Annotated in this window: 29 protein-coding genes; 17 read left to right on the top strand and 12 right to left on the bottom strand. The window is 69.1% G+C overall.

Annotated features, from left to right (window positions below; genetic code table 11):
- Positions 1-2 precede the first annotated feature (2 nt).
- The gene (locus tag AB0I12_RS14540) at positions 3-905 is read right to left on the bottom strand and encodes a neutral zinc metallopeptidase (protein WP_359929219.1); all 903 of its coding nucleotides are present in this window, start codon (positions 903-905) and stop codon (positions 3-5) included.
- Between the two features lie 95 nt (positions 906-1,000).
- Here AB0I12_RS14540 and AB0I12_RS14535 point away from each other — a divergent pair, with 95 nt between their 5' ends.
- Together AB0I12_RS14535 and AB0I12_RS14530 are read left to right on the top strand one after the other, a co-directional pair.
- Entirely contained in the window at positions 1,001-2,599 is a 1,599-nt protein-coding gene (locus AB0I12_RS14535) for an ABC-F family ATP-binding cassette domain-containing protein (protein ID WP_359929218.1), read from the top strand.
- Positions 2,600-2,623: 24 nt separating this feature from the next.
- Positions 2,624-3,388 (top strand): enoyl-CoA hydratase/isomerase family protein, encoded by a 765-nt coding sequence (locus AB0I12_RS14530; RefSeq protein WP_359929216.1) that lies wholly within the window; start codon positions 2,624-2,626, stop codon positions 3,386-3,388.
- Here the strand turns inward: AB0I12_RS14530 and AB0I12_RS14525 are convergent.
- From AB0I12_RS14525 to AB0I12_RS14515, 3 genes are read right to left on the bottom strand one after another with little or no spacing between them, the layout of a single operon-like run.
- Positions 3,385-3,825: an SRPBCC domain-containing protein gene (locus AB0I12_RS14525; protein WP_359929214.1), complete on the bottom strand. Its 441-nt coding sequence runs from the start codon at positions 3,823-3,825 to the stop codon at positions 3,385-3,387. The two genes, AB0I12_RS14530 and AB0I12_RS14525, sit on opposite strands and share 4 nt — an antisense overlap.
- Entirely contained in the window at positions 3,822-4,157 is a 336-nt protein-coding gene (locus tag AB0I12_RS14520) for a metalloregulator ArsR/SmtB family transcription factor (protein ID WP_359929212.1), read from the bottom strand. The genes AB0I12_RS14525 and AB0I12_RS14520 overlap by 4 nt, the downstream gene beginning before the upstream one ends.
- Positions 4,154-4,594 (bottom strand): SRPBCC domain-containing protein, encoded by a 441-nt coding sequence (locus tag AB0I12_RS14515; protein ID WP_359929210.1) that lies wholly within the window; start codon positions 4,592-4,594, stop codon positions 4,154-4,156. The genes AB0I12_RS14520 and AB0I12_RS14515 overlap by 4 nt, the downstream gene beginning before the upstream one ends.
- 139 nt (positions 4,595-4,733) lie before the next feature.
- On the opposite strand from AB0I12_RS14515, the gene AB0I12_RS14510 reads away from it, so the two are divergent.
- Together AB0I12_RS14510 and AB0I12_RS14505 are read left to right on the top strand one after the other, a co-directional pair.
- A complete protein-coding gene (locus AB0I12_RS14510) occupies positions 4,734-6,611 on the top strand; it encodes an ABC transporter ATP-binding protein (RefSeq protein WP_359929762.1) in 1,878 nt (625 codons plus the stop codon).
- The gene (locus tag AB0I12_RS14505; protein ID WP_359929208.1) at positions 6,611-6,787 is read left to right on the top strand and encodes a hypothetical protein; all 177 of its coding nucleotides are present in this window, start codon (positions 6,611-6,613) and stop codon (positions 6,785-6,787) included. The genes AB0I12_RS14510 and AB0I12_RS14505 overlap by 1 nt, the downstream gene beginning before the upstream one ends.
- Here the strand turns inward: AB0I12_RS14505 and AB0I12_RS14500 are convergent.
- The 3 genes from AB0I12_RS14500 to AB0I12_RS14490 form a co-directional block, all read right to left on the bottom strand.
- Positions 6,759-7,277 (bottom strand): hypothetical protein, encoded by a 519-nt coding sequence (locus AB0I12_RS14500; RefSeq protein ID WP_359929206.1) that lies wholly within the window; start codon positions 7,275-7,277, stop codon positions 6,759-6,761. The genes AB0I12_RS14505 and AB0I12_RS14500 overlap by 29 nt on opposite strands.
- A gap of 65 nt (positions 7,278-7,342) precedes the next feature.
- Positions 7,343-7,750, bottom strand: coding sequence for an undecaprenyl diphosphate synthase family protein (locus AB0I12_RS14495; protein ID WP_359929205.1), 408 nt, complete (start codon positions 7,748-7,750; stop codon positions 7,343-7,345).
- 150 nt (positions 7,751-7,900) lie between these two features.
- Positions 7,901-8,977 carry an ATP-dependent DNA ligase gene (locus tag AB0I12_RS14490; protein WP_359929203.1) on the bottom strand — a complete coding sequence of 359 codons (1,077 nt, stop codon included), beginning with the start codon at positions 8,975-8,977 and terminating at the stop codon, positions 7,901-7,903.
- A 105-nt stretch (positions 8,978-9,082) separates the two neighbouring features.
- Here AB0I12_RS14490 and AB0I12_RS14485 point away from each other — a divergent pair, with 105 nt between their 5' ends.
- The 9 genes from AB0I12_RS14485 to AB0I12_RS14445 all read left to right on the top strand — a co-directional run bounded on the left by AB0I12_RS14485 (position 9,083) and on the right by AB0I12_RS14445 (position 13,175).
- Positions 9,083-9,661, top strand: coding sequence for a DUF1707 and FHA domain-containing protein (locus AB0I12_RS14485; RefSeq protein WP_359929201.1), 579 nt, complete (start codon positions 9,083-9,085; stop codon positions 9,659-9,661).
- A gap of 38 nt (positions 9,662-9,699) precedes the next feature.
- Positions 9,700-9,978, top strand: a complete 279-nt coding sequence (locus AB0I12_RS14480; RefSeq protein WP_359929199.1) for a hypothetical protein — start codon at positions 9,700-9,702, stop codon at positions 9,976-9,978.
- Positions 9,975-10,385: a MerR family transcriptional regulator gene (locus AB0I12_RS14475; RefSeq protein ID WP_359929198.1), complete on the top strand. Its 411-nt coding sequence runs from the start codon at positions 9,975-9,977 to the stop codon at positions 10,383-10,385. Before AB0I12_RS14480 ends, AB0I12_RS14475 begins: the two co-directional genes overlap by 4 nt.
- Positions 10,382-10,717 (top strand): YnfA family protein, encoded by a 336-nt coding sequence (locus tag AB0I12_RS14470; protein WP_359929196.1) that lies wholly within the window; start codon positions 10,382-10,384, stop codon positions 10,715-10,717. The genes AB0I12_RS14475 and AB0I12_RS14470 overlap by 4 nt, the downstream gene beginning before the upstream one ends.
- Before the next feature lie 32 nt (positions 10,718-10,749).
- Entirely contained in the window at positions 10,750-11,622 is an 873-nt protein-coding gene (locus AB0I12_RS14465; protein ID WP_359929194.1) for a hypothetical protein, read from the top strand.
- Entirely contained in the window at positions 11,619-11,897 is a 279-nt protein-coding gene (locus tag AB0I12_RS14460) for a hypothetical protein (RefSeq protein WP_359929193.1), read from the top strand. Before AB0I12_RS14465 ends, AB0I12_RS14460 begins: the two co-directional genes overlap by 4 nt.
- Positions 11,897-12,235 carry a hypothetical protein gene (locus tag AB0I12_RS14455; RefSeq protein WP_359929191.1) on the top strand — a complete coding sequence of 113 codons (339 nt, stop codon included), beginning with the start codon at positions 11,897-11,899 and terminating at the stop codon, positions 12,233-12,235. Before AB0I12_RS14460 ends, AB0I12_RS14455 begins: the two co-directional genes overlap by 1 nt.
- 22 nt (positions 12,236-12,257) lie before the next feature.
- Complete coding sequence (locus tag AB0I12_RS14450; RefSeq protein ID WP_359929190.1) at positions 12,258-12,584, top strand: hypothetical protein; 327 nt, start codon at positions 12,258-12,260, stop codon at positions 12,582-12,584.
- A 312-nt stretch (positions 12,585-12,896) separates the two neighbouring features.
- Positions 12,897-13,175, top strand: coding sequence for a hypothetical protein (locus AB0I12_RS14445; protein ID WP_359929188.1), 279 nt, complete (start codon positions 12,897-12,899; stop codon positions 13,173-13,175).
- Here AB0I12_RS14445 and AB0I12_RS14440 read toward each other — a convergent pair.
- Positions 13,111-14,142: a zinc-binding dehydrogenase gene (locus AB0I12_RS14440; protein ID WP_359929187.1), complete on the bottom strand. Its 1,032-nt coding sequence runs from the start codon at positions 14,140-14,142 to the stop codon at positions 13,111-13,113. The genes AB0I12_RS14445 and AB0I12_RS14440 overlap by 65 nt on opposite strands.
- A 97-nt stretch (positions 14,143-14,239) precedes the next feature.
- On the opposite strand from AB0I12_RS14440, the gene AB0I12_RS14435 reads away from it, so the two are divergent.
- Positions 14,240-14,671 carry an ROK family protein gene (locus AB0I12_RS14435; RefSeq protein WP_359929185.1) on the top strand — a complete coding sequence of 144 codons (432 nt, stop codon included), beginning with the start codon at positions 14,240-14,242 and terminating at the stop codon, positions 14,669-14,671.
- A gap of 468 nt (positions 14,672-15,139) precedes the next feature.
- Here the strand turns inward: AB0I12_RS14435 and AB0I12_RS14430 are convergent, their stop codons facing one another.
- Together AB0I12_RS14430 and AB0I12_RS14425 are read right to left on the bottom strand one after the other, a co-directional pair.
- Entirely contained in the window at positions 15,140-16,492 is a 1,353-nt protein-coding gene (locus tag AB0I12_RS14430; RefSeq protein WP_359929183.1) for a GH1 family beta-glucosidase, read from the bottom strand.
- On the bottom strand, positions 16,489-17,430 hold the full coding sequence (locus tag AB0I12_RS14425; RefSeq protein WP_359929181.1) for an aldo/keto reductase: 942 nt from the start codon (positions 17,428-17,430) through the stop codon (positions 16,489-16,491). The genes AB0I12_RS14430 and AB0I12_RS14425 overlap by 4 nt, the downstream gene beginning before the upstream one ends.
- 75 nt (positions 17,431-17,505) lie before the next feature.
- On the opposite strand from AB0I12_RS14425, the gene zapE reads away from it, so the two are divergent.
- From zapE to AB0I12_RS14410, 3 genes are read left to right on the top strand one after another with little or no spacing between them, the layout of a single operon-like run.
- Positions 17,506-18,522 carry a cell division protein ZapE gene (gene zapE, locus AB0I12_RS14420; RefSeq protein WP_359929179.1) on the top strand — a complete coding sequence of 339 codons (1,017 nt, stop codon included), beginning with the start codon at positions 17,506-17,508 and terminating at the stop codon, positions 18,520-18,522.
- Positions 18,523-18,534: 12 nt separating this feature from the next.
- On the top strand, positions 18,535-18,996 hold the full coding sequence (locus AB0I12_RS14415) for a hypothetical protein (protein WP_359929177.1): 462 nt from the start codon (positions 18,535-18,537) through the stop codon (positions 18,994-18,996).
- 41 nt (positions 18,997-19,037) lie between these two features.
- A complete protein-coding gene (locus AB0I12_RS14410) occupies positions 19,038-19,907 on the top strand; it encodes a polyphosphate kinase 2 family protein (RefSeq protein WP_359929176.1) in 870 nt (289 codons plus the stop codon).
- A gap of 19 nt (positions 19,908-19,926) precedes the next feature.
- On the opposite strand, the gene AB0I12_RS14405 is transcribed toward AB0I12_RS14410, so the two are convergent.
- Positions 19,927-21,012, bottom strand: a complete 1,086-nt coding sequence (locus tag AB0I12_RS14405; protein WP_359929175.1) for a Clp protease N-terminal domain-containing protein — start codon at positions 21,010-21,012, stop codon at positions 19,927-19,929.
- Positions 21,012-21,239, bottom strand: coding sequence for a ribbon-helix-helix protein, CopG family (locus tag AB0I12_RS14400; protein ID WP_359929173.1), 228 nt, complete (start codon positions 21,237-21,239; stop codon positions 21,012-21,014). Before AB0I12_RS14400 ends, AB0I12_RS14405 begins: the two co-directional genes overlap by 1 nt.
- Between the last annotated feature and the right edge of the window lie 121 nt (positions 21,240-21,360).

Genomic DNA, 21,360 nt, shown 5'->3' with positions numbered 1-21,360 from the left:
AGTTACAGCGGGTTGGCGGACCAGGTGTCGCAGGCGGTCATGTCGCCGGAGTCCATGCCTTTGGTGAACCAGCGCATGCGTTGTTCGGCGGTGCCGTGGCTGAAGCTTTCCGGGGTGACCTGGCCCTGGGTCTTCTGCTGGATGCGGTCGTCGCCGACCGAGGCGGCGGCATCCAGGCCGCGGGCGATGTCGTCCTCGCTCAGCTCGGTGATCAGCGGCTGGCCGCTGCTGTTCGGGACCGTGGTCGCGTGGTTGGTCCAGATGCCGGCCAGGCAGTCGGCCTGGAGTTCGGAGCGGACCGAGTCGGACGCCGGGCCGTTGCGGGACTTGATCCGGTCGAGGATGCCGTACAGGTTCTGGATGTGGTGGCCGTACTCGTGCGCCACGACGTACGCCTCGGCGAACTCGCCGCCGCGCGCGCCCAGGTCGTTCTGCAGCGTCTGGAAGAACCCGATGTCCAGGTAGACCCGCTTGTCCGGCGGGCAGTAGAACGGGCCGACCGCGCTCGTCGCCGGGCCGCAGCCGGTGTTCACCGAGCCCTCGAAGACCCGCATCGGCGCCCGCGTGTACTTCTTGCCGCGGCGCGGGAGCTCCGCGGCCCAGAAGCTCTCGATCGAGTTCTGGTAGAAGACGAACCGGCAGTCCGAGTTCGACTGCAGGTCGCTGCCCTTCTTGCACGAGTCGAGGTTGCCCGCCGCCGTGTTCCGCGCCGCCGGCTCGTCGCTGCCACCTCCGCCTGGCAGGCCGCCGGACAGGAGCAGGATCACGACCAGCAGGATGATGCCGCCGATACCGCCGCCGACCGGGATCATCCCGCCCGGCAGACCGCTGCGGCCGCCGCCACCACTGCCGCGGGTGTCCTCGACGCCGCTGGTGTCGAGATCCGCCTCCGGATTGAATTTCATCCCACCTACACTAGACCTCAGTGCGGGGGATTTCGGCGTGCCGTGACACCGCCGTATCGACCAGTTGCCGAGTGTAAGGACGCGCCCGAACCCCGATGATCACTGTCTCCCATCTCGAGGTTCGCGTCGGTGCCCGCCAACTGCTCGCGCCCGCGTCGTTCCGGGTCGGCCCCGGCGACAAGGTCGGTCTGGTCGGCCGCAACGGCGCCGGGAAGACCACGCTGACCAAGATCCTCGCCGGTGAGGGCCTGCCGGCCAGCGGCACCGTCACGTCGTCGGGCGAGATCGGTTACCTGCCGCAGGACCCGCGTACCGGCGACCTCGACGTCCTGGCGCGGGACCGGATCCTGTCCGCCCGCGGCCTGGACGAGGTCGTCCGGCGGATGCGCTCGGCCGAGAAGTCGATGGCCAGCGCGGACGAGAAGACGCGCGCCAAGGGCATGCGGCGGTACGAGCGCGCCGAGGCGGACCTGCACGCCGCCGGCGGGTACGCGGCCGAGTCCGAGGCGGCCCGGATCGCGGCGAACCTCGGCCTCCCGGACCGCGTGCTCGGCCAGCCGCTGTCGACTCTGTCGGGTGGTCAGCGCCGCCGCGTCGAGCTGGCCCGGATCCTGTTCGCGCAGGCCGAGACGCTGCTGCTCGACGAGCCGACCAACCACCTGGACGCCGACTCGATCATCTGGCTGCGCGACTTCCTGAAGTCGTACGCCGGTGGCGTGATCATGATCAGCCACGACGTGAACCTGCTCGAGGAGACCGTCACCCGGGTGTTCCACCTGGACGCGAACCGCGCCGAGATCGACGTCTACAACGTCGGCTGGAAGGCGTACCTGAGCCAGCGCGAGACCGACGAGCGCCGCCGCAAGCGCGAGCGGGCGAACGCGGAGAAGAAGGCGTCGCAGCTGGTCGACCAGGCGAACAAGATGCGCGCGAAGGCGACCAAGGCGACCGCCGCGCAGCAGATGCTGCGGCGCGCCGAACAGCTGATGTCGTCGCTGGAGGAGGAGCGCCAGTCCGACCGGGTCGCGAAGATCGCGTTCCCGACGCCGGCGCCGTGCGGTAAGACGCCGCTGATGGCGCGTGAGCTGTCGAAGTCGTACGGCTCGCTGGAGATCTTCACCGACGTCGACCTGGCGATCGACAAGGGCTCCCGGGTGGTGGTGCTCGGCCTGAACGGCGCCGGCAAGACCACGCTGCTGCGGATCCTCGGCGGGATCGAGAAGGCCGACACCGGTGAGGTGATCGACGGCCACGGCCTCAAGCTCGGGTACTACGCCCAGGAGCACGAGACCCTGGACGTGAACCGCACGGTGCTGGAGAACATGAAGACCGCCGCCCCGGACCTGAACGAGACCCAGGCGCGCAGTGTGCTCGGCTCGTTCCTGTTCACCGGCGACGACGCGGACAAGCCGGCCAGGGTGCTGTCCGGCGGCGAGAAGACCCGCCTCGCCCTCGCCACGCTGGTCGTGTCCGCGGCGAACGTCCTGCTCCTCGACGAGCCGACCAACAACCTCGACCCGGCCTCCCGCGCCGAGGTGCTGAACGCGATCCGCTCGTACACGGGCGCGATCGTGCTGGTCACGCACGACGAGGGCGCCGTCGAGGCGCTCGAGCCCGAGCGTGTCGTGCTGCTCCCGGACGGCGTCGAGGACCTCTGGACGAGCGAGTACGCCGACCTGATCTCGCTCGCCTGATTACTTCCGGGTAATATCCGCGCCATGACAGGTCTGCGGTTGACGGTGGACGGGCCGGTGGCCCGGGTGGTGCTGGATCGGCCTGAGGTGCGGAACGCGCAGACGCCGGCGATGTGGAGCGCGCTGGCCGACTTCGGTACGGCGCTGCCGCCCGAGGTGCGGGTGGTCGTCGTGTCGGGGGAGGGGCCGTCGTTCTCGGCGGGACTCGACCGGCGGCTGATCATGGGGGAGAACGACCTGGGCCAGGAGCCGCTGCTGACGCTCGGAGCGAAGCCGACCGACGAGGTCCTGGAGCTGATCGCGACCTTCCAGTCCGGCTTCTCCTGGCTGCGGCGCCCCGAGATCGTCAGCATCGCCGCGGTGCAGGGGCATGCGGTCGGGGCCGGCTTCCAGCTCGCGCTGGCCTGCGACCTGCGGGTCGTCACGCCGGATGCGCGCTTCAGCATGCGCGAGCCGTCGCTCGGGCTGGTCCCGGACCTCGGCGGCACCAAGCCGCTCGTCGAGCTGATCGGCTACTCCCGGGCGCTGGAGATCTGCACGACCAGCCGCTGGGTCGAGGCCGCGGAGGCGAAGGAGCTCGGCCTCGCGAACATCGTCGTACCGGCGGACGAGCTGGAGGCGACGGTGAAGGACCTGTCCGACGCGCTGCTCGGGCCGTTGCCGGGAGCGATCCGCGAGACCAAGGCTTTGCTGCTCGGTGCCGCGGACCGCTCGTACGACGACCAGCTCAGGTTCGAGCGGGAGGCGCAGGAACGCCGTCTGAAGGAGCTCCTGGCCGCCTTCGGCTAGTGCCAGTTGCTGACCGGTACGTCGTTCGGCGCCGGGTCGCCCTTGCCGGTCTCGACGTACTGCTTGAGGCTCATCAGGAACGTCGCCCACTTCGTGCTGCAGTGGTACATGAAGTCGACCGGCTCCCGCCAACCCTCGTGCTTGAACAGGACGATCGCGTACTCGTCGGCCTGGGAGAGTCGGAAGCTGACGTGCGTGCCGATCCACTCCTCCGGCCCGCCGACGACCTCCCAGCGGACAAGTTCCGGCGCGGTCTCCAGGATCTTCATGTCGAACCCGTCGCCGCCCGCGCTGGCGAAGCGGAACTCGATGACGCCGTCGGGGTCGCCCTTGGTGTCCTCGGTCCACCAGCCGGCCAGGCCGTCGAGGGTGGTGAGAGCCGCGTGTACGTCCTTCACCGGCGCAATGACGCCGACCCTGTGCAGGATGTCGCTCATGATTGTTCCCCTTTTCGTTGTTCGATTGACTCGGCGATGCGCTTGATCCGCTGCAGCCGCCGGTCCCACGTCGCGGTGACGTCGGTAAGTTGGTTGATCGCGCGGGCGAGCTGTTCGTCGTCCACGGTGTAGCGGCGTTCGCGCCCGGACGGCGTGGAGTGCACGAGTCCGGCCCGGTCGAGAACGCCGAGGTGTTTCGCGACCGCCTGCCGGGTGACCGGCAGCTTGTCGCTGAGACTGGTCGCCGTGCCGCCGCCGTCGGCCAGCAGCAGGTCGAGCATCCGCCGCCGGGTCGGGTCGCCGATCGCCGACCAGAGCTCGTCGTCGATCACGGCCGGTGCGCCAGCCGGTCCACGTACGGCGCGATGCGGGGGAGGAAGTAGTCCCAGCCGCTGGTGTGGTCCTCGAGCACCGCGTCGGACTTGGCGGCTTCGTCGTACCCGGTCTCGGCGAACCGGAGCAGCGTGCCGCCGTCGACCGGGACGAGGTCGAACGTCACCAGCACCGAGTTCTCCGCGGTGGCGACCTCGCCGTCGTAGTCCCAGCGGAACGTGAACCGGCGCGGCGGCTCGGCCTCGATCACCGTCACCGGAACCGTCATCATGCCGTCGTCCTGCTTGAAACCGATGGTCCCGGTCGCGCCCGGCACGGCGTCGAGCTCGGCCTCGTCCGGCCACCACTCGCGCAGGTGCTCGGGCGAGCTGACCACCTCGTACACCACCTCCGGCGCGGCCGCGATCCGGATCTCCCGCTCGATGCTCCTGGTCATGCCCCTCATCCTTTCGCAACCTTTGGTTGCTCATGACTGTAGACCATCGCCGCCGGGATGCGCAACCAAAAGTTGCGGGAAGTGTGCGCGGGCACCGGATGTTGAGAAGATCAGGCGAAAGGGAGGCCGGATGTCGGGAATGATGCGCCCCGGAATGGGTGCGATGGGCTGGCGGCGCCAGGACACGTCGGTGCTGGAGCAGAAGCTGGCCAAGGGCACGCTGCGGCGGATCGTCCGGTTCGCCAAGCCGTACCGCTGGCACATCACGGCGTTCCTGCTGCTGGTGATCGTCTCGGCGTTCCTGGTGATCGCGTCGCCGCTGCTGTTCAAGAAGATCGTCGACGACGGGATCTCCAAGGGGAACGCCGGCCTGGTCACCGCGCTCGCGCTGATCGTCGCGTTGCTCGCGGTCGTGGAGGCAGTTCTCGGCCTCGTGCAGCGCTGGTTCTCGGCGCGGATCGGTGAAGGGCTGATCTTCGACCTGCGGACCAGGGTGTTCGCGCACGTGCAGCGGATGCCGGTCGCGTTCTTCACCCGGACCCAGACCGGCGCGCTGGTCTCGCGGCTGAACAACGACGTGATCGGCGCCCAGCAGGCCTTCACCTCGACACTGTCCGGCGTGGTCTCGAACGTCATCAGCCTGATCCTGGTCGTCGGCGCGATGCTGGCGCTGAGCTGGCAGTTGACCGTCGTCGCGATCCTGATGCTGCCGATCTTCCTGATCCCGGCGCGCGTGCTGGGCCGGCGGCTCGCCGCGATGACCCGGGAGCAGATGCAACTGAACGCCGAGATGTCGACCGCGATGACCGAGCGGTTCAGTGTCGGCGGCGCGCTGCTGGTCACGCTGTTCGGCCGCCCGTCGATCGAGAACGCCGACTTCGGCGAGCGGGCCGGCAGGGTCCGCGACCTGGGGATCCGGATCGCGATGCTCGGCCGCGTGTTCTTCACCGCGCTGACCCTGGTCGCCGCGCTGGCGACCGCCCTGGTGTACGGCGTGGGCGGCAACCTGGCCGTCCGCGAGACGCTGACGATCGGCACCCTGCTCGCGCTCGTCGCGCTGCTCGGCCGGCTGTACGGTCCGTTGACCGCGCTCTCCAACGTCCGTGTCGACGTGATGACCGCGCTGGTGTCGTTCGAGCGGGTCTTCGAGGTGCTCGACCTCGAGCCGATGATCAAGGACGCGCCGGACGCCGAGGATCTCCCGGGCGACGCGGCGAGTGTCGAGTTCGAGCACGTCGCGTTCTCGTACCCGACGGCGGAGCAGGTCTCACTGGCGAGCCTCGAGTCCGTCGCGGTTCTCGACAAGCGCGTCTCCGCGCAGGTCCTCGGCGACGTCAGCTTCGCGGTCCAGCCCGGCCAGATGGTCGCCCTCGTGGGGCCGTCGGGCGCCGGCAAGACCACGATCACGAACCTGGTCGCCCGGCTGTACGACGTGAGCGGGGGAGTGGTCCGCGTCGGCGGCCGCGACGTACGAGACGTCACGCTGCAGTCCCTGCACGACACCATCGGGTACGTCACGCAGGACGCGCACATGTTCCACGACACGATCCGCGCCAACCTGGTCTACGCGAAGCCGGGCGCCACCGAGGACGAGATGATCGCCGCGCTGCGGGCCGCGCAGATCTGGGACCTGGTCGCTGCGCTGCCGGACGGGCTGGACACCGTCGTCGGCGACCGCGGCCACCGGTTGTCCGGTGGCGAGCGGCAACGGCTCGCGATCGCCCGGTTGTTGCTGAAGGCGCCGAAGATCGTCGTCCTCGACGAGGCCACCGCGCACCTGGACTCCGAGTCCGAGGTCGCCGTCCAGCGGGCGCTGGACACCGCGCTGGAGGGTCGTACGTCGCTGGTCATCGCGCACCGGCTGTCGACGGTGCGGAACGCGGACCAGATCCTGGTGGTTGACCACGGCAACATCGTCGAGCGCGGCACGCACGAGCAGCTGCTCGCGGCCGGCGGCGAGTACGCTGATCTGTACTCCACGCAGTTCAGAGAGTCGGATGCGGCGGCAGGTGTCTGATGATCAAGTTAGGGCTCGTTCTCGCGGCCGGGTACGCCGGGTTCAAGCTTGCATACCACTCCGAGGACGGCCGTCATTACGGCCGCACGGGTGAGCGTGCGGTCCGTACGACGCTGGCCCTGCTGATCGCCAGCCTGGCCGGCGGCATCACGTACGCGGCTCTGCTCCCGCACTAGCCGGCCGGGAGTCGTGCTCCAGCAGGTGGAGCACGGGGACACCGAGGTGTCGGCGGGCCGAGGTCGTCCAGTCGAGGTGGAAGAACTCCGCGACGATGTGCGGGCGGGTCAGGATGATCACCTCGCGGCCCTGGACGTGCTGAACGGTCGCGACCAGGGCGTCGATCGGCCGGTCGTGCGAGATCCCGCCCTCGGCGTTCCGGCCGAGGTCGCGGAGCCGCTGCACACTGCGCCCGGTGCAGCCCTTCGCCTCGGTGTCGATCGCCTTCTGAGCCTCGGCGAGGTCTTCGCGCTGGCCGGCCAGGCCCGGCCCATAGAGGTCCGCGGTCCCGAGCGCGCTGATCGACGCCTCGACGCCGGCCTCCGCGTTGTGGCAGGGCACCAGCACGTGGTACCTGACCGGCTCGGGCATGTCCTGATGGAGTTCGACGACGCGTTTCGCGTCAGGTTCGGACAGTTCCTGTTCGACGAGCAGTACGACGTCGTACATCGTGCCACCTCCGCTGCTTACCGGTCGGTACACCTCCATAGTGCCCCCGTCCGGGCCGAAAGTATTCAACTGGATCGTTGCAGTCTCCGGCGTCCGTACGTCCGCAGCGCCCGGAGCAGGTCGACCTCCCGGAAGGCGGGCCAGTACAGGTCGCAGAACTCGATCTCCGAGCCGGTCGCCTGCCACAGCAGGAAGTCCGACATCCGCAGCTCGCCGCTGGTCCGGATCACCAGCTCGGGGTCCGGCAGGCCCGGGACGTACAGGTGCCGGCTGATGTCGTCCTCGCTCAGCGCGTCCGCGACGTCCTCGATCGACCGCCCGTCCGCGGCCGCCTGGTCGAGCACCGACCGCACGGCGTCCAGCACCTCGAGCCGCCCGCTGTACGCGATCGCGATGGTCAGGTCACCGGCGTCCGGGCGGTCGCGGGTCTCCTCGACGGCCTCCTTCAGCGCACGCGCCGTTGAATCCGGCAACAGATCCAGCTGACCGGCCGATCCGTACGTCGTCGTAGCCGGCCCGCTTCGCCCAGCGCCGGTTCCCGTCCATCGCGATCGCGACGTGCTGCGGCATCGGCAGACCGGCGAGCTGGCGCCTGAGGAGGCGCGTGTAAAGGCCGTAGAGCATCAGCGCTGGGCGCTGGAGAGGACGTCGGCCAGGTCGAACTTCACCGGCTCCTCCAGCTGCTCGTACGTGCAGGACTCCGGCGTACGGTCCGGGCGCCAGCGGACGAACTGTGCGGTGTGGCGGAAGCGGATGCCTTCCATGTGGTCGTAGCGAACCTCGACGACCAGCTCCGGCCGCAGCGGCACGAACGACAGGTCCTTGCCGGCCTGCCACCGGCTGCCCTCGGCGTTGCGCGGCGTCCGGACGCCCTCCTCCTGCTTCGCCCACGCCCACGGGTGGTCGTCGAACGTGGTGACCAGCGGCTGCATTTCCTGGAAGAGCTCCTTGCGGCGCTCGAGCGGGAAGGCGCCGATCACGCCGACGCTCGCCAGCGTGCCGTCGTCGTTGTAGAGGCCGAGCAGGAGCGAGCCGATCCGGTCCGGGCCGCTCTTGTGCAGCCGGTAGCCGGCGACGACGCAGTCCGCCGTACGCTCCGGCTTGACCTTGAACATCACCCGCTTGTCGGGCTGGTACGTGCCGTCGAGCGGCTTCGCGATCAGCCCGTCCAGGCCGGCGCCCTCGAACTGCTCGAACCACTGCGCCGCGGTCTCGGGGTCGGCCGTCGCGGGGGTGACGTGGATCGGTTCCTTCACGGTCGCGAGCGCGTCCAGCAGCGCCGCGCGGCGCTCGCTGAACGGGCGCTCGGTGTAGTCGTCGTCGCCGAGCGCGAGCAGGTCGAACGCGACGAACCGGGCCGGCGTCTTCTCCGACAGCATGTTCACCCGGCTCGCCGCCGGGTGGATGCGCTGCTGCAGCACCTCGAAGTCCAGGCGGTCGCCGGACGCGCCGATCACGATGATCTCGCCGTCGATCGCGCAGCGCTCCGGGAGGTTGGCCTTCACCGCCTCGACCAGCTCGGGGAAGTAGCGCGTCATCGGCTTCTCGTTCCGGCTGCCGATCTCCACCTCGTCGCCGTCGCGGAAGATGATCGACCGGAAGCCGTCCCACTTCGGCTCGTAGGACATCTCACCGCGCGGGATCTCCTTCACCGGCTTGGCGAGCATCGGCTTGACCGGCGGCATCACAGGCAGTCGCATCCCGTCATTCTGTCCCACCGCACGGACAGTCTCCAGGAACCGGCTGTCACGGTGCCGTGATGGGCCGCGGTGGACAGTGAACCGGTGGCCACGGACAATCTGCCCATGAGCTCGGTTGGGGTGCCGTGGACGCGTCCGTCGGACGCCGACCGCGACCGTGCCCTGGCGATCCTCCGCGACGGCGCCGGCTCCGGCCGCCTGTCCCACGACACGTTCATCCGCCGGATGAACTTCGTCCTCCGCGCCCAGAGCCGCGGCGAACTCGCCGACGCCGTCCGCGACCTCCCAGGCGGCGACCGGGGCGCCGCCACCTGGTTGCGCGACCTCCGCGCCCGCATCCCGCGCCTACGAGCCGCCCGTATCCCGACCGGCGCGCTGCCTCGCCTCAGCCTGGTCCGCCGTACGGATGCCTCTCCTCTGCCTGCGCTTGCCCTGCCCGCGCCCGGCTCACCGACCGTGCGGATCGGCCGGGGTCCTGGCGCGACGCTCCGCCTGCCCGACGAGTCCGTGTCGCGGGCCCATGCCGAGCTGCGGTACGTCGACGACGGTTGGATGCTCCGCGACCTCGGCTCCATGAACGGGACTTGCGTCAACGACCTCCGCATCACGACCACCGTGCGGGTCCGGCCGGGGGACCGGGTCGGGTTCGGCGCGGTGCAATTCACGCTGACTTGGCTGCAGTAGTTGCATCCGGTACCTGGGTACAGGTTTACCGTCGATCCATGGACGAGATCTCGCAGTTCTGCACATTGCCCACCGCGGAGCGGCCGTTCCGCGTCGCCGAGTTCGACCAGTTGTTCGCCGACCACCTGCTGCGCGCCGAGCGCGTGGACCCGCAGACGCTCGACCTGACGCTGGATCCGGAGTCGCTGGCCACGGTCGAGGACCTCACCGCCCGCGAGACCGAGTGCTGTTCGTTCTTCACCTTCACGCTCGAACTTCGCCTCCGTGTCACGGTCCCGCCGACCCAGACCGCCGTACTCGACGGCTTCCTGTCATGAGATCGAGCGAGGTGGCCGCGGCCGCCGGGGTGAACCTGCAGACCCTGCGGTACTACGAACGCCGCGGCCTGCTCGACGAGCCGTCCCGAACCCTCGGCGGCCACCGCATCTACCCGGACGACGCGGTCACCACCCTGCGCGTGATCAAGGCCGCGCAACGCCTCGGATTCACGCTCGCCGAGGTGTCCGACCTGCTCGACACCGCCCGCCATCGCCACCGGCGCGGCGAGGGAGCCGGCCTCCAGGCCCGCGCCCGCGGGAAACTGGCCGACGTGGAAGCCAAGCTCGCCGACCTCACCGTGATCGCCGAAACCCTCCGAGCCGCCGTCGCCGCCGGTTGCGAAGACCTCGAAACCTGCGCCGGCAACCCCGACTGCCCGATCCCGTTCCCGGAGATCGCCCCGTGACGGTCCTGAAGTCCGTCGCCCTCTTCGTCCTCGCGGCCGTCGCCGAGATCGGCGGCGCCTGGCTGATCTGGCAAGGCTGGCGCGAACACCGCGGCCTCCTCTGGATCGCCGGCGGAATAGTTGCCCTAGGCGCCTACGGCTTCGTCGCCACCTTCCAGCCCGACCCCCACTTCGGCCGAATCCTCGCCGCCTACGGCGGCATCTTCGTCGCCGGCTCCCTCGCCTGGGGCGTCCTCGTCGACCACTTCAAACCCGACCGCTACGACCTCCTCGGCGCCACCATCTGCCTCCTGGGCGTCCTCGTCATCATGTACGCCCCAAGGAGCTCCTGAGTCTCGTGTGCTGCTGTGGTGAAGTGCTGGCGGTGGCGTATCGGGAGGACTTTCTCGGCATTCGTCGACGACCGGGCGGTCTGGTCCGCGTTGTTGCAGACCGACGGATCGTTGGAGACTCGGATGCTGCGACTATTGGGCGAGTGACCATGGATGCGCTGTACCCGGATCCGCCGCATCTGACGATCGCGGTGTGGGTGGCCGAGAACGAGGAACTGACCTTCGGACGAGCCTGTGACACCGTGGGTGAATTGGGGCTTGTGCCGTCGGGCGTGGTCGAGGTGGCGCCGCGTGGGCGGCGGTTCGGGATGGTGCAGGATCTGGAGGACCGCTCGACCGTGCGGCTCGGGCCTGTGGAGCTCGAGTCGATGCTGCACGGAGGGGATCCGGTCTCGCGCTCGTTGAAGGCCGGGTATCGCGGCGGGCGCCTGGGCACGGTGGTCGTGGAACACCTGTTCGGGACGGACGGGGAGGCGCATCCGGTGGCAGTCTCGGTGTCGGCCGACGCGCTGGGAGTGCCGGAGAACCTTTGGAAGACGCAGGACCGGAATGCGGCGTACAGGCTGGCTGGTTGGGCGACGAACGTACTGCGGGAGCTCGCCGGGCGCACCGGAGCGGTCTATGGAGCGATCGCCGTCGAGGAGACTCTGCCGACTCCGAGCGCTCTGCGCACAGGCGCTCCGATCGCCAGCCTTCCGTTCCTGTCGGCTGAGCTTCCAGCGAGGGTCCTGGACAAGTTCCATGCCGCGTTCGGCCGAACCCAGCCCGTCCACTGGGCGGAGGGCACCTTCTTCCCCGGCTGGAAGCCCTTTGCCCGCGGGAATCCGGCGGCCGTTGACCAGGCCGCTCTGACGGCAGCCTCGGCCGCCCTCGGCAATGCGCTCACGCTCGGCGAGTTGTGGTGAAGGACTTGGCGCCGTTTCTCGTGTTGGCGGAGGCGGTGGCGGAGGGGCGGTTGGCGGCGGGGGAGTTCATGCGGTTGTGTCTGCCGTTGTTCTCGAACACGCCAGGGTCGTTCGAATCGCAGGAGCGGTTTCGGGCCGCGCAGGATCTGTTCTTTGTGGCGGACGACTACTGGGAGAGTCCTGGGGAGACGCCGTCGGATTTGCTGACGGCGGAGCAGGTGCGGGAGAAGGCTGCGGCGATCGCCGTACGGATGCGTTCGCTGGTGGAGGTGTGATGCGGGAAGCGGAGAGCTTTGTGTCGTTGGCGGAGGCGGTGGCGGAGGGGCGGTTGTCGGCGCGGGAGTTCAAGGTGTTGTGCCGGCCGTTGTTCCAGTTTTCGCATTGTCACTTCTTGTCGCGTGAGGAGTTTGTCGCGGCGCGGGACCTGTTCTTCGTGTCGGACGAGTACTGGGACGGTGCAGGAGACCCGCCGCCGGACCACTTGACGGCCGCCGAGGTCCGAGCGAAGGTCGCGGAGATCGCCGTACGGTTGAGAACGTTGATGACAGAGGACGAGCAACGGATCCGCTTACGAGAAAGCCGTGCAGAGGATCCTGGCGAGAGCTTGGCATGAGACGTCGGCAGTCGATCGGAGAGTGCCGGTGAAGGGATTGGCGCCGTTTCTCGTGCTGGCGGACGCGGTGGCCGAGGGACGATTGTCGGCGGGTGAGTTCATGCGGTTGTGTCTGCCGCTCTTCAAATACACGCCTGGGTCGTTCGAGTCGGTCGAGCGATTCGAGGTTGCGCAGGATCTGTTCATCGTGGCGAACGATTTCTGGGAGAGTCCGGGGGAGACGCCGTCGGATCTGTTGACGGCGGAGCAGGTGCGGGAGAAGGCTGCGGCGATCGCCGTACGGATGCGGTCGGTGATGGCAGCCGACGAGGAGAGAATCCGGCTGTTGGAAGCCGCGGATGGGGATTGAGCGTGTCCTGATCGGAGGGTAGGTGGACATAGTGGAGTTGTGGACCCGACCGGGTGAGGCCGGAGCGTCCGCAAAGGTGGCGATTGACCACGAGAGGCTCGCGGAACATGGTCGGCCGTGGACCTTGGTCGTGTCGGGACCGGCGCTCGGCGACGGTGTCTTCGTTCGTGCCGAGGAGGGCTCGCTCGATCGGTGTCTCGAGGTCGGCCTGTCCCGGCTGATCGGTCGTGGCGGCGAGTGGGCCTGGTTGTCCGAGTACCTACCCGGCTCTTCAGGCCGATGATGCAGATTCGGGCGAGGAACAGGCTTCTGATGTGGAAGTCGATCGTCGCCGCTCGGAGGGTTTGTGGTTCCGCAGACAACGAGTCGTGGGCCTGGGTGATTCCGCTGAAGGCCGGGAACTTCAGGATCCGGGCGTTCGACGTACGTCGCGAGCTGCTGGCCAACGCCGACGACCTCTGGGACGGCAACCTGTCGATCGTGCACGACGAGTTCGTCGCGACGATCGACGAGGTTGATGACGCCGTCAGGCGGACCGGGGCTGATCCGAAGGAGTTGGATGCGCCGTGGAAGTGTGACTTCCCTCTGTGAGCAGGACGACCTTGCCGATGGTGGCTCGGGTTTCCAGGGACTTGTGGGCGGCTGCGGCTTCGGACAGGGGGAAGGTTGTGGTGAGGGCCTTCCAGCGGCCGGTGGTGGTTTCTTCCAGGGCGGCTGATTCGAGGGCTCGGAGGTGGCGGGTCAGTTTGGCGCCGATTGCCCAGCCGGCGGTCAGGCCTCGGGTCATCAGGTCTTCGTGGGTGAACTCGATGGGGCCGCCGCCGGACCAGCCGAACATCAGGGCTCGGCCGCCGGTGCCGAGGAGGTTGAAGGCTTGCTGGCCGTTGGGGCCGCCGACGCCGTCGAGGAGCAGGGTGATCTCGCGGTCGCCGAGTTCGGACTTCAGTGTTGTGGCCCAATCCGGGTCGCGGTAGTCGATGGCGAACTGCGCTCCGAGCGAGCGGACCGTTTCCACCTTCGACGGGCCGCCGGCCTGGCCGATCGCCACCGCGCCGGCGTTGCGCGCCGACTGGATCAGGTAGCTGCCGATTCCGCCCGCCGCGGAGGTGACGAGTACGACGTCGTCCGCGGTGAGATGCGCCTGGTTGAGGATTCCGGCGGTGGTCCGGCCGGTGCCGATCGCGGCGACCGCCTGTGCGGCGTCGACGTGGTCCGCCAGTTCGTACAGTGACTCGACCTTCGCCACCGCGCGTTCGGCGTACCCGCCCGGCACCATCCCGAGATGGACCACGACCCGCTTGCCGATCCACGACGGGTCGACATCCGGGCCGACCGCGCTGACCCGGCCCGCCACCTCGCGGCCCGGTACGGTCGGCAACGAAGGCACCGGGATCGGGCTGTCGTCGTTCGTGCCGGCGCGGATCATCGTGTCGACGAGATGGACCCCGGCCGCCTCCACCTCGACGAGCACCATGCCGCTGCCCGCAACGGGATCCGGCACCTCCTCGTACACCAGGTTCTCCGCCGGACCGAATGCATGCAATCTGATCGCTTTCACAACCGTCACGCTAGAACCTCAAGAATGATTGAGGTCAACCACTGCCACTTCCTTACGCGTTGTGTACCAAAGTTCGCTCCGAGGGAGGGCGATGTGCTTGTGCGGCAGGCAGGGCTGCCTGGAGAGTCTGGCGGCCCCCGCGGCGGTGGTCGCGCGGGCCGGTGAGGACGCGGCGCTGGCCGACAAGCTCGGTCTGCGCGGTCGCCAACTCTCGGCCCGCTCCGACTTTGCCAAGATCGCGCGGCTGGCCGCGGGCGGGGATGCGCGGTGCCTGGAGTTGATCGAGGAGTCCGCGACGTACCTGGCGAAGGCGCTGCTCTCCATCACCAACCTGCTCGACCTTGACCAGATCATCCTGGCCGGTCCCGGTTTCAGTGAGGCCGGCGACATCTACGCCTGCGTCGCGGCCCAGGAGATCAACCGCCTCTCCTACGGCCGGGCCATGCGCCCGACCCGTGTAGGGCTCTCCAAGCTAGGCCCGAGCGCCGCGGCGCTGGGCGCCGCCTCCCTGGTACTCCACAGCAACTAACCCCCACCAAACGCACGAGCCTGACCAGGCGGGTCCCGGCTTCTTCGAGGGTCGTGCTGGCCTGCAGATCCCGAGGGCGGACGTGGGTCACTCAGTAACCGGGCGGTTCGGGGCCCTGGGGACGCGACACGCCGTGGTTCGGTGGGTTTAGTGAGTGCTGGGGGTCCGCGGGTGTGAGTGCGGTGGTCGGTGCGTCGAGGATGCGGACCGCCAGGCCAACACAATCGGCCCCAGACCACTGGTCCTACGCGGGCTGGGGGCCTTTCTGGCCGATTGTGATGGCCTGCAGATCCGGACGGCGGACGTGGGTCACTCAGCAACCGGGCGGTTGGGGGCCTCGGGTACGCGACACGCCGTGGTTCGGTGGGGTTAGCGAGTGCTGGCGGTCCGCGTGCGTGAGTGCGGCGGTCGCAGCCTCAGGGGCGCGACATGCCGTGGTTGGAGTTGGAGGGAGTGCTGGCGGGGACGTCAGTCGTGAGTGAGGAAGTTCTCCAGCCAGCGGCCGCTCTTCTTGACGATGCGTTGCTGGGTTGCGTAGTCGACGTACACGATGCCGAAGCGGCGGCTGTAGCCCCAGGACCATTCGAAGTTGTCCAGGAGTGACCAGGCGAAGTAGCCCTTGAGCGGGAAGCCTTCGGTGACCAGGTCTTGGCAGACGGCGACGTGTTGCTGGAGGTAGTCGAGGCGCTCGTCGTCCTCGACCGCGCCGTCGGCGTTCACGAAGTCCGGGTACGCCGACCCGTTCTCGGTCACGTACAACGGCAGGCCCGGCGCCATCTTGTTGATCGTCACGAGGATGTCGCGCAGCCCGCTCGCCTGGATCGGCCAGCCCATCTGGGTGACCGGGAGACCGGTGTCGACGGCAACAACGTTCTCACTGCCGGGTTGCGTGGATGCGACCGGCGACGAGATCGCCCCGTCCGGCGCGGCGACAGTGGTCGGGCAGTAGTAGTTGACACCGATGAAGTCGAGCGGCGCCGAGATCACCGGGAGGTCGGCGGACTGCTCAGCGAACCACGCGGTCGTCCCGGTGTCTTCCAGTACGTCGGCCGGGTACGCGCCGGACAGCAACGGCTCCAGGAACAGCCGGTTCCGCAGCCCGTCGATCCGGCGGGCAGCGTCGCGATCAGCAGGGGAGTCGGTCGCGGCGTGGATCGGCGCCGGGTTCAACGCGATCCCGTACGTCCCGCCCTCGGACCGGATCGCGTCGAGCGCCAGCCCGTGACCGAGCAACAAGTGATGCACAGCCTTCAACGCCCCGGCGCCCTCGGTCCGCCCCGGCGCGTGCTCGCCGTTGCCGTACCCGAGGAACGCCGAGCACCACGGCTCGTTCAGCGTCATCCAGTGCTTGACCACGTCCGACAGTGCGTCGTGCGTGACGGCGGCGTAGTCGCGGAATCGCTCGGCCGTGTCGCGCACCAGCCAGCCGCCGGCGTCCTCCAGCGGCTGCGGCAGGTCCCAGTGGTAGAGCGTCGCGTACGGCGTGACGCCGTTCGCTAGACATGTCTCGGCGAGCCGCCGGTAGAAGTCCAGTCCGGCGGCGTTCACCGAGCCGGACCCGTCCGGGACGATCCGCGGCCAGGCGATCGAGAAGCGGTACGCGTTCAGCCCGAGGTCCGCCAGCAGCCGGATGTCCTCGGCGAACCGGTGGTAGTGGTCGTCCGCCACATCACCGTTGGTGCCGTCCGCGATCCGGCCCGGCGTGTGAGCGAACGTGTCCCAGATGCTCGGACCCCGCCCGTCCGCGGCGACCGCGCCCTCGACCTGGTACGACGCGGTCGCCGCGCCCCACGTGAATCCGCTCGGGAAGCCGTTCGTCACGTCGTCTCCTTCTCCACCCAGTACTGCTTGCTCGGCAACAGGCTACCTAACCGGTTAAGCAACTCCTGGGGCAGGTCCGCATCGCGGGCCGCGAGCAGCGCGTCGACGCGGGCCGGCTTGGTAATGCCGACGACCGTCCCGGCGATGCCCGGGTCGTCCATCGAGTGCCGGAGCGCGGCCGTCGCGAGGTCGATCCCGTACTCGCCGCACGCCTTGTCCAGCTCCGCCACCGCCTCGAGCAGCGCGGGCGGCGCCTCACGGTAGGCGTACTTCGTGGCGCCGGCCGGGTTGGCGAGAATCCCGCCGCCGTAGATCGCGGCGTTCACCACCGCGATGCCTTCCGAACGGGCGCGCTCGAAGATCCTGCCGGCCGAGTGGTCGACGAGGCTCCACCGGTTGTGCACGAGCAGTACCTCGAAACCGCCGAGATCGAGGTAGCGGGACAGCTCCCGGGTGTCGCCGCCCGCGAGCCCGACGTGCCCGATCTCCCCGTCGGCACGCAGTTGCATCAAGGTGTCCACGGCATCCCGCATCGACTCGAAGTCATGGGCCTCCGGATCGTGCAGGTACACCAGTGGCAGCTCGTCCAGCCCCAGCCGTTCCTTGCTCTCGGCAACACTCGCCCGGACTCGCGCGCCCGAGTAGTCGCCGTCCTTCGCGTCCACCTTCGTCGCGACGAGAAAGCCGGACGGCAGCCCGCCGTACTCCCGGATCGCCTGGCCGATCCGGGTCTCGCTGGCACCGTCGCCGTACCCGTTGGAGGTGTCGATCCAGGTGAGCGGGCTGTCGAACACCCGCAGTACCAGGTCGATCGCCTCCTGCGAGGTGACGTCGTACCCGAACACCGCGGGCATCCCCGCGATGCCGCTGCCGCCCGCACAGACGGCCGAAACGGTCAGACCGGTGGAACCAAGGGGCCGCAGCCAGTTGTCAGTCATGCGCCGGAGCCTACGGCGAACGCGTCAGGGTCACACGAGGCTTTCCACTCCTTGGCCTGGCTTAGGGTGGGGCGCATGGTGGTGCGGTTGAGTGAGCGGACGCCGGTCGTGAGTTCGGATCGGTTGTTGTCGGAGTGTGTGCCGCCGCCGCGATTCGCGGACGTCAGGTTCAGCACGTATCGCCCGGACCCGGAGGAGCCGTCCCAGGCCGAGGTGCTGACCGTCCTGACCGAACGCGCCGCGTACCTTGCAACGCCCCGGCCCGCTCCGGCCCGTTCCCTCTGGTCCCGGTTCCGGCCCGCCCCGGCAGCCCCAGGCAAACCGGGCATCTATCTGGACGGCGGATTCGGCGTCGGCAAGACTCATCTCCTCGCATCGCTGTGGCACGAGGCGGCCGGCCCGAAGATGTACTGCACGTTCGTCGAGCTCACCAACCTGGTCGGCGCGCTCGGATTGCGCACCGCGGTCGAGGTGCTGTCGTCGTACCGGCTGATCTGCATCGACGAGTTCGAGCTCGACGATCCCGGCGACACGATGCTGATCTCCCGGCTGCTGGGTCAACTGGTCGAGGCAGGCGTGGAGCTCGCCGCCACCTCGAACACGCTGCCCGACAAGCTCGGCGAAGGCCGGTTCCAAGCGGTCGATTTCCTCCGCGAGATCCAGAGTCTCGCCGCCCGGTTCGACGTACGGCGGGTGGACGGCCCGGACTACCGGCATCGCGGTCTCCCGGTGGCGCCGGACCCGTGGCCGGACGAGAAGGTCGAGCAGGAGGCCACGCTCCGGGCGAACGCGTCCTGCGACCATTTCGTCGACCTGCACCGGCACCTGGCCGAGCTGCACCCGAGCAAGTACGGCGCGCTGCTGGACGGGGTCGAGACCGTCGCGATCACCGACGTCCGGCCGCTGACCGACGAGAACGTGGCGTTGCGGATCGTGGTGCTGGCCGACCGGATGTACGACCGGAACCTGCCGCTGCTCGCCGGCGGCGTCCCGCTCGACCAGCTGTTCTCGGCCGAGATGCTGAAGGGCGGCTATCGCAAGAAGTACCTGCGCGCCCTGTCGAGGTTGATCGCGTTGGCCCGTGCCGCATGATTCCCTGAGGGCATGCGTACGGTCCGGCTCGGCGTAGGCGTTGTCCTGGCGGTCTTCTTCGCCTGGCTGGTCTGGCGTGCGTCGACCGACGATGGCTTCCGCTTCATCTGGAACCGCGACGAAGGCGAGTTCATGATCTTCGTCGCAGCTGTAGGTCTCGCCGCCCTCTTGGTGATCGCTACCGCTGTGCAACCGTCGCGTTCCCGGGCCGATGCGGATGCGGGCGGCGGGCGATGGCTGGTCCGCGCGGCCGGTTATCTGTGCGCGGCCACGGTCCTGATGTTGATCGCGCTCGGCGTCGGCACGGCGTACTACGACGCCACCGACTGCCCCGCCGGTGGCGGGGACTGCCTGTCCTTGCTCGGCGGCATGATGTGGAGCCTCGCCTCGCTGGCGATCAGCGCAGTCGTCGTCGTGGTCGTCGAGCTGGTGCTGCTGCGCCGCCGGCGGCAACGTCGTGCCGGAAGCCGGTGAACGTCCGCCGATCTCGGGATCCGATGAGGCAGGATGAGCAGATGGCGAAGCAGAAGAAGGGCCAGAAGGCGGCCGATGGGGGACTGCGGGAGCAGCTGCGGGTGCCGGTCGGCGAAGTGGACCTGACGACCTACGACACCCGCGCGACGCCGGGGTTCAGCGGCACCAAGGACGACGGCAAGCTCGCGCTGGAGAACCTCGGCGCCGAGGTCTCGGACTGGCAGGAGCGGCTGTTCGCCGAGGGACGCACCGGCGGTGAGCGGAGCGTCCTGCTGGTGCTGCAGGGGATGGACACCTCCGGCAAGGGCGGGGTGATCCGGCACGGCGCGGGGCTGATGGACCCGCAGGGCCTGAAGATCACGTCGTTCAAGGCGCCGACGCCGGCCGAGAAGCGCCGCGGGTTCCTGTGGCGGATCCGGCAGGCGGTGCCGGACCAGGGGATGATCGGGATCTTGGACCGGTCGCACTACGAGGACGTGCTGATCGCCCGGGTGCGCGAGCTGGTCACGCCGAACGTGTGGACCCGGCGGTACGACCAGATCAACGACTTCGAGGCTGAGCTGACCGCGAGCGGCGTGACGATCGTGAAGTGCTACCTGCACATCTCGCCGCAGGAGCAGCGGGTCCGGCTGCAGGCCCGGCTCGACGACCCGACCAAGCACTGGAAGTACAACCCCGGCGATGTCGACGAGCGGCAGCTGTGGCCCGACTACATGGACGCGTACCACGCCGCGATCGAGCGCTGTAACACGTCGGACGCGCCCTGGTACGTCGTCCCGAGCGACCGCAAGTGGTACCGCAACTGGGCCGTCACGACGATCCTCCTCGAGACCCTCGCGGAGCTGAACCCGCAATGGCCGGCGGCCGATTTCGACGTCGCCAAGGAGAAGAAGCGGCTCGCCGCGACCTGAGTCAGGGGCGGTGAGCTGCTCAGCCGTCGGGGTCGATGTGGTGGCGCCGGAGCAGTTCGCGGAGCATGGCCACCTGCTCGTGGAGGCGTTCGTTCTCGTCGAGGACGGCGTTGAGCTCCGCGAGCAGGTGATGCCGGCGGCCGTACGTCGTCCAGGTGTTGCCGGGGTCCTCGGCCAGCATGCCGGTGACGAGTGACTCCGACCGCTGCCGCCAGTTCATCCGCTTCTCGAGCTTGCGGCGGACCTCGTCGGTGCTCTCGGCGAGCTTGGTGATGATCTGCCCGCCGACGCCGTCGCCGTCATGGAGGACGCCGAGCAGCAGGTGCTCCGGCCCGACCTGCTCCGCGCCGCGGGCCCGCGCCTCGCCCCAGGCGAACTCGAAGGTGCTCTTGGCGCGCGGCGTGAAGGGGATCGCTCCGGCGGACGCCCCGCTGCGGCCGCGGCCGATGATCTCCACGACCAGGTCCCGCACCGCCGGCGCGGTGATCCCCAGGTCGGCGAGCACGCGCGCCGCGACGCCCTGGCCCGACGTGATCAGCCCGAGCAGCAGATGCTCGGTGCCGACGTACACATGGTCGAGGCTGCGCGCCTCCTCCTGGGCCAGCACGATCACGTGCCGCGCCGCTTCGCTGAACTGCTCGTACATCGGATCTCCCCTCCACCAGTCCTGTAGCAGGTCACCGAGACCGTCGAGCAACTCGATCTGCAGGTGCTCCTGCAGGTCCTCGGGCGTGACCGGGTGATGCTCGAGCCGGCTGCGGACGAAGGCCGCGGCCTCGTCGCTGCCGGCCTCGCCCGCTGCGATGCGGTCGAGGAACTCGTCCACGTCGGTCACCGGCTCGAGCTGCAGGTCGGCCCGGTTCAGCGACACGAACTGCAGCACCACGGCCACCGCCACGACCCGGTTGGCCCCGTCGAACGGTCGGGCCCGCACCAGCCCGGCGAGCAGTGCCCCCGCCGCCTCGGCCAGCCCGCCGGTCGCCCGTACGTCGTCCAGCACCCGGTCGATCGCGTCGAGGTCCGACCGCCGTACGACGTCGTCGGAGGCGCAGCGCAGCACGCGCGCGGCGACGGCGAGAACGTCGTACCGCCCGAGGTGGCGCATCAGTCGTCCCCGCGCAGCCGGCGTAACGACTCCTCGTGCCGCACGAGGTTCTCCTCGAGCAGCGCGCTGAACCGGTCGTCCTGACGGCGCTGGTCCACCAGCGCCGCGATCGCCTCGCGCGCCACGTCCGACACCGAGCGACCCTCCACCGCGGCCACGGTCTGCAGCCGGTCGGCGAGCTCCGGGTCGAGCCGGAGCAGGATGTTCTTGGTCGCGTCCTTCGCCATAGCTAGCAAGATATCACGCTATCGCCGAGAGGCACTGCCAGTACCTGGACCGAGAGGGTCTCCCTGCCGGTGGGCCTCCACTCCTACGGTGAAGCCAACAGCATCCGGCCTGAGGAGACAC

Source organism: Kribbella sp. NPDC050459 (assembly GCF_040655315.1).
Classification (GTDB): domain Bacteria; phylum Actinomycetota; class Actinomycetes; order Propionibacteriales; family Kribbellaceae; genus Kribbella.
The sequence above is the reverse complement of the archived record's forward strand: the minus strand, read 5'-3'. Positions and strand labels throughout refer to the sequence as shown.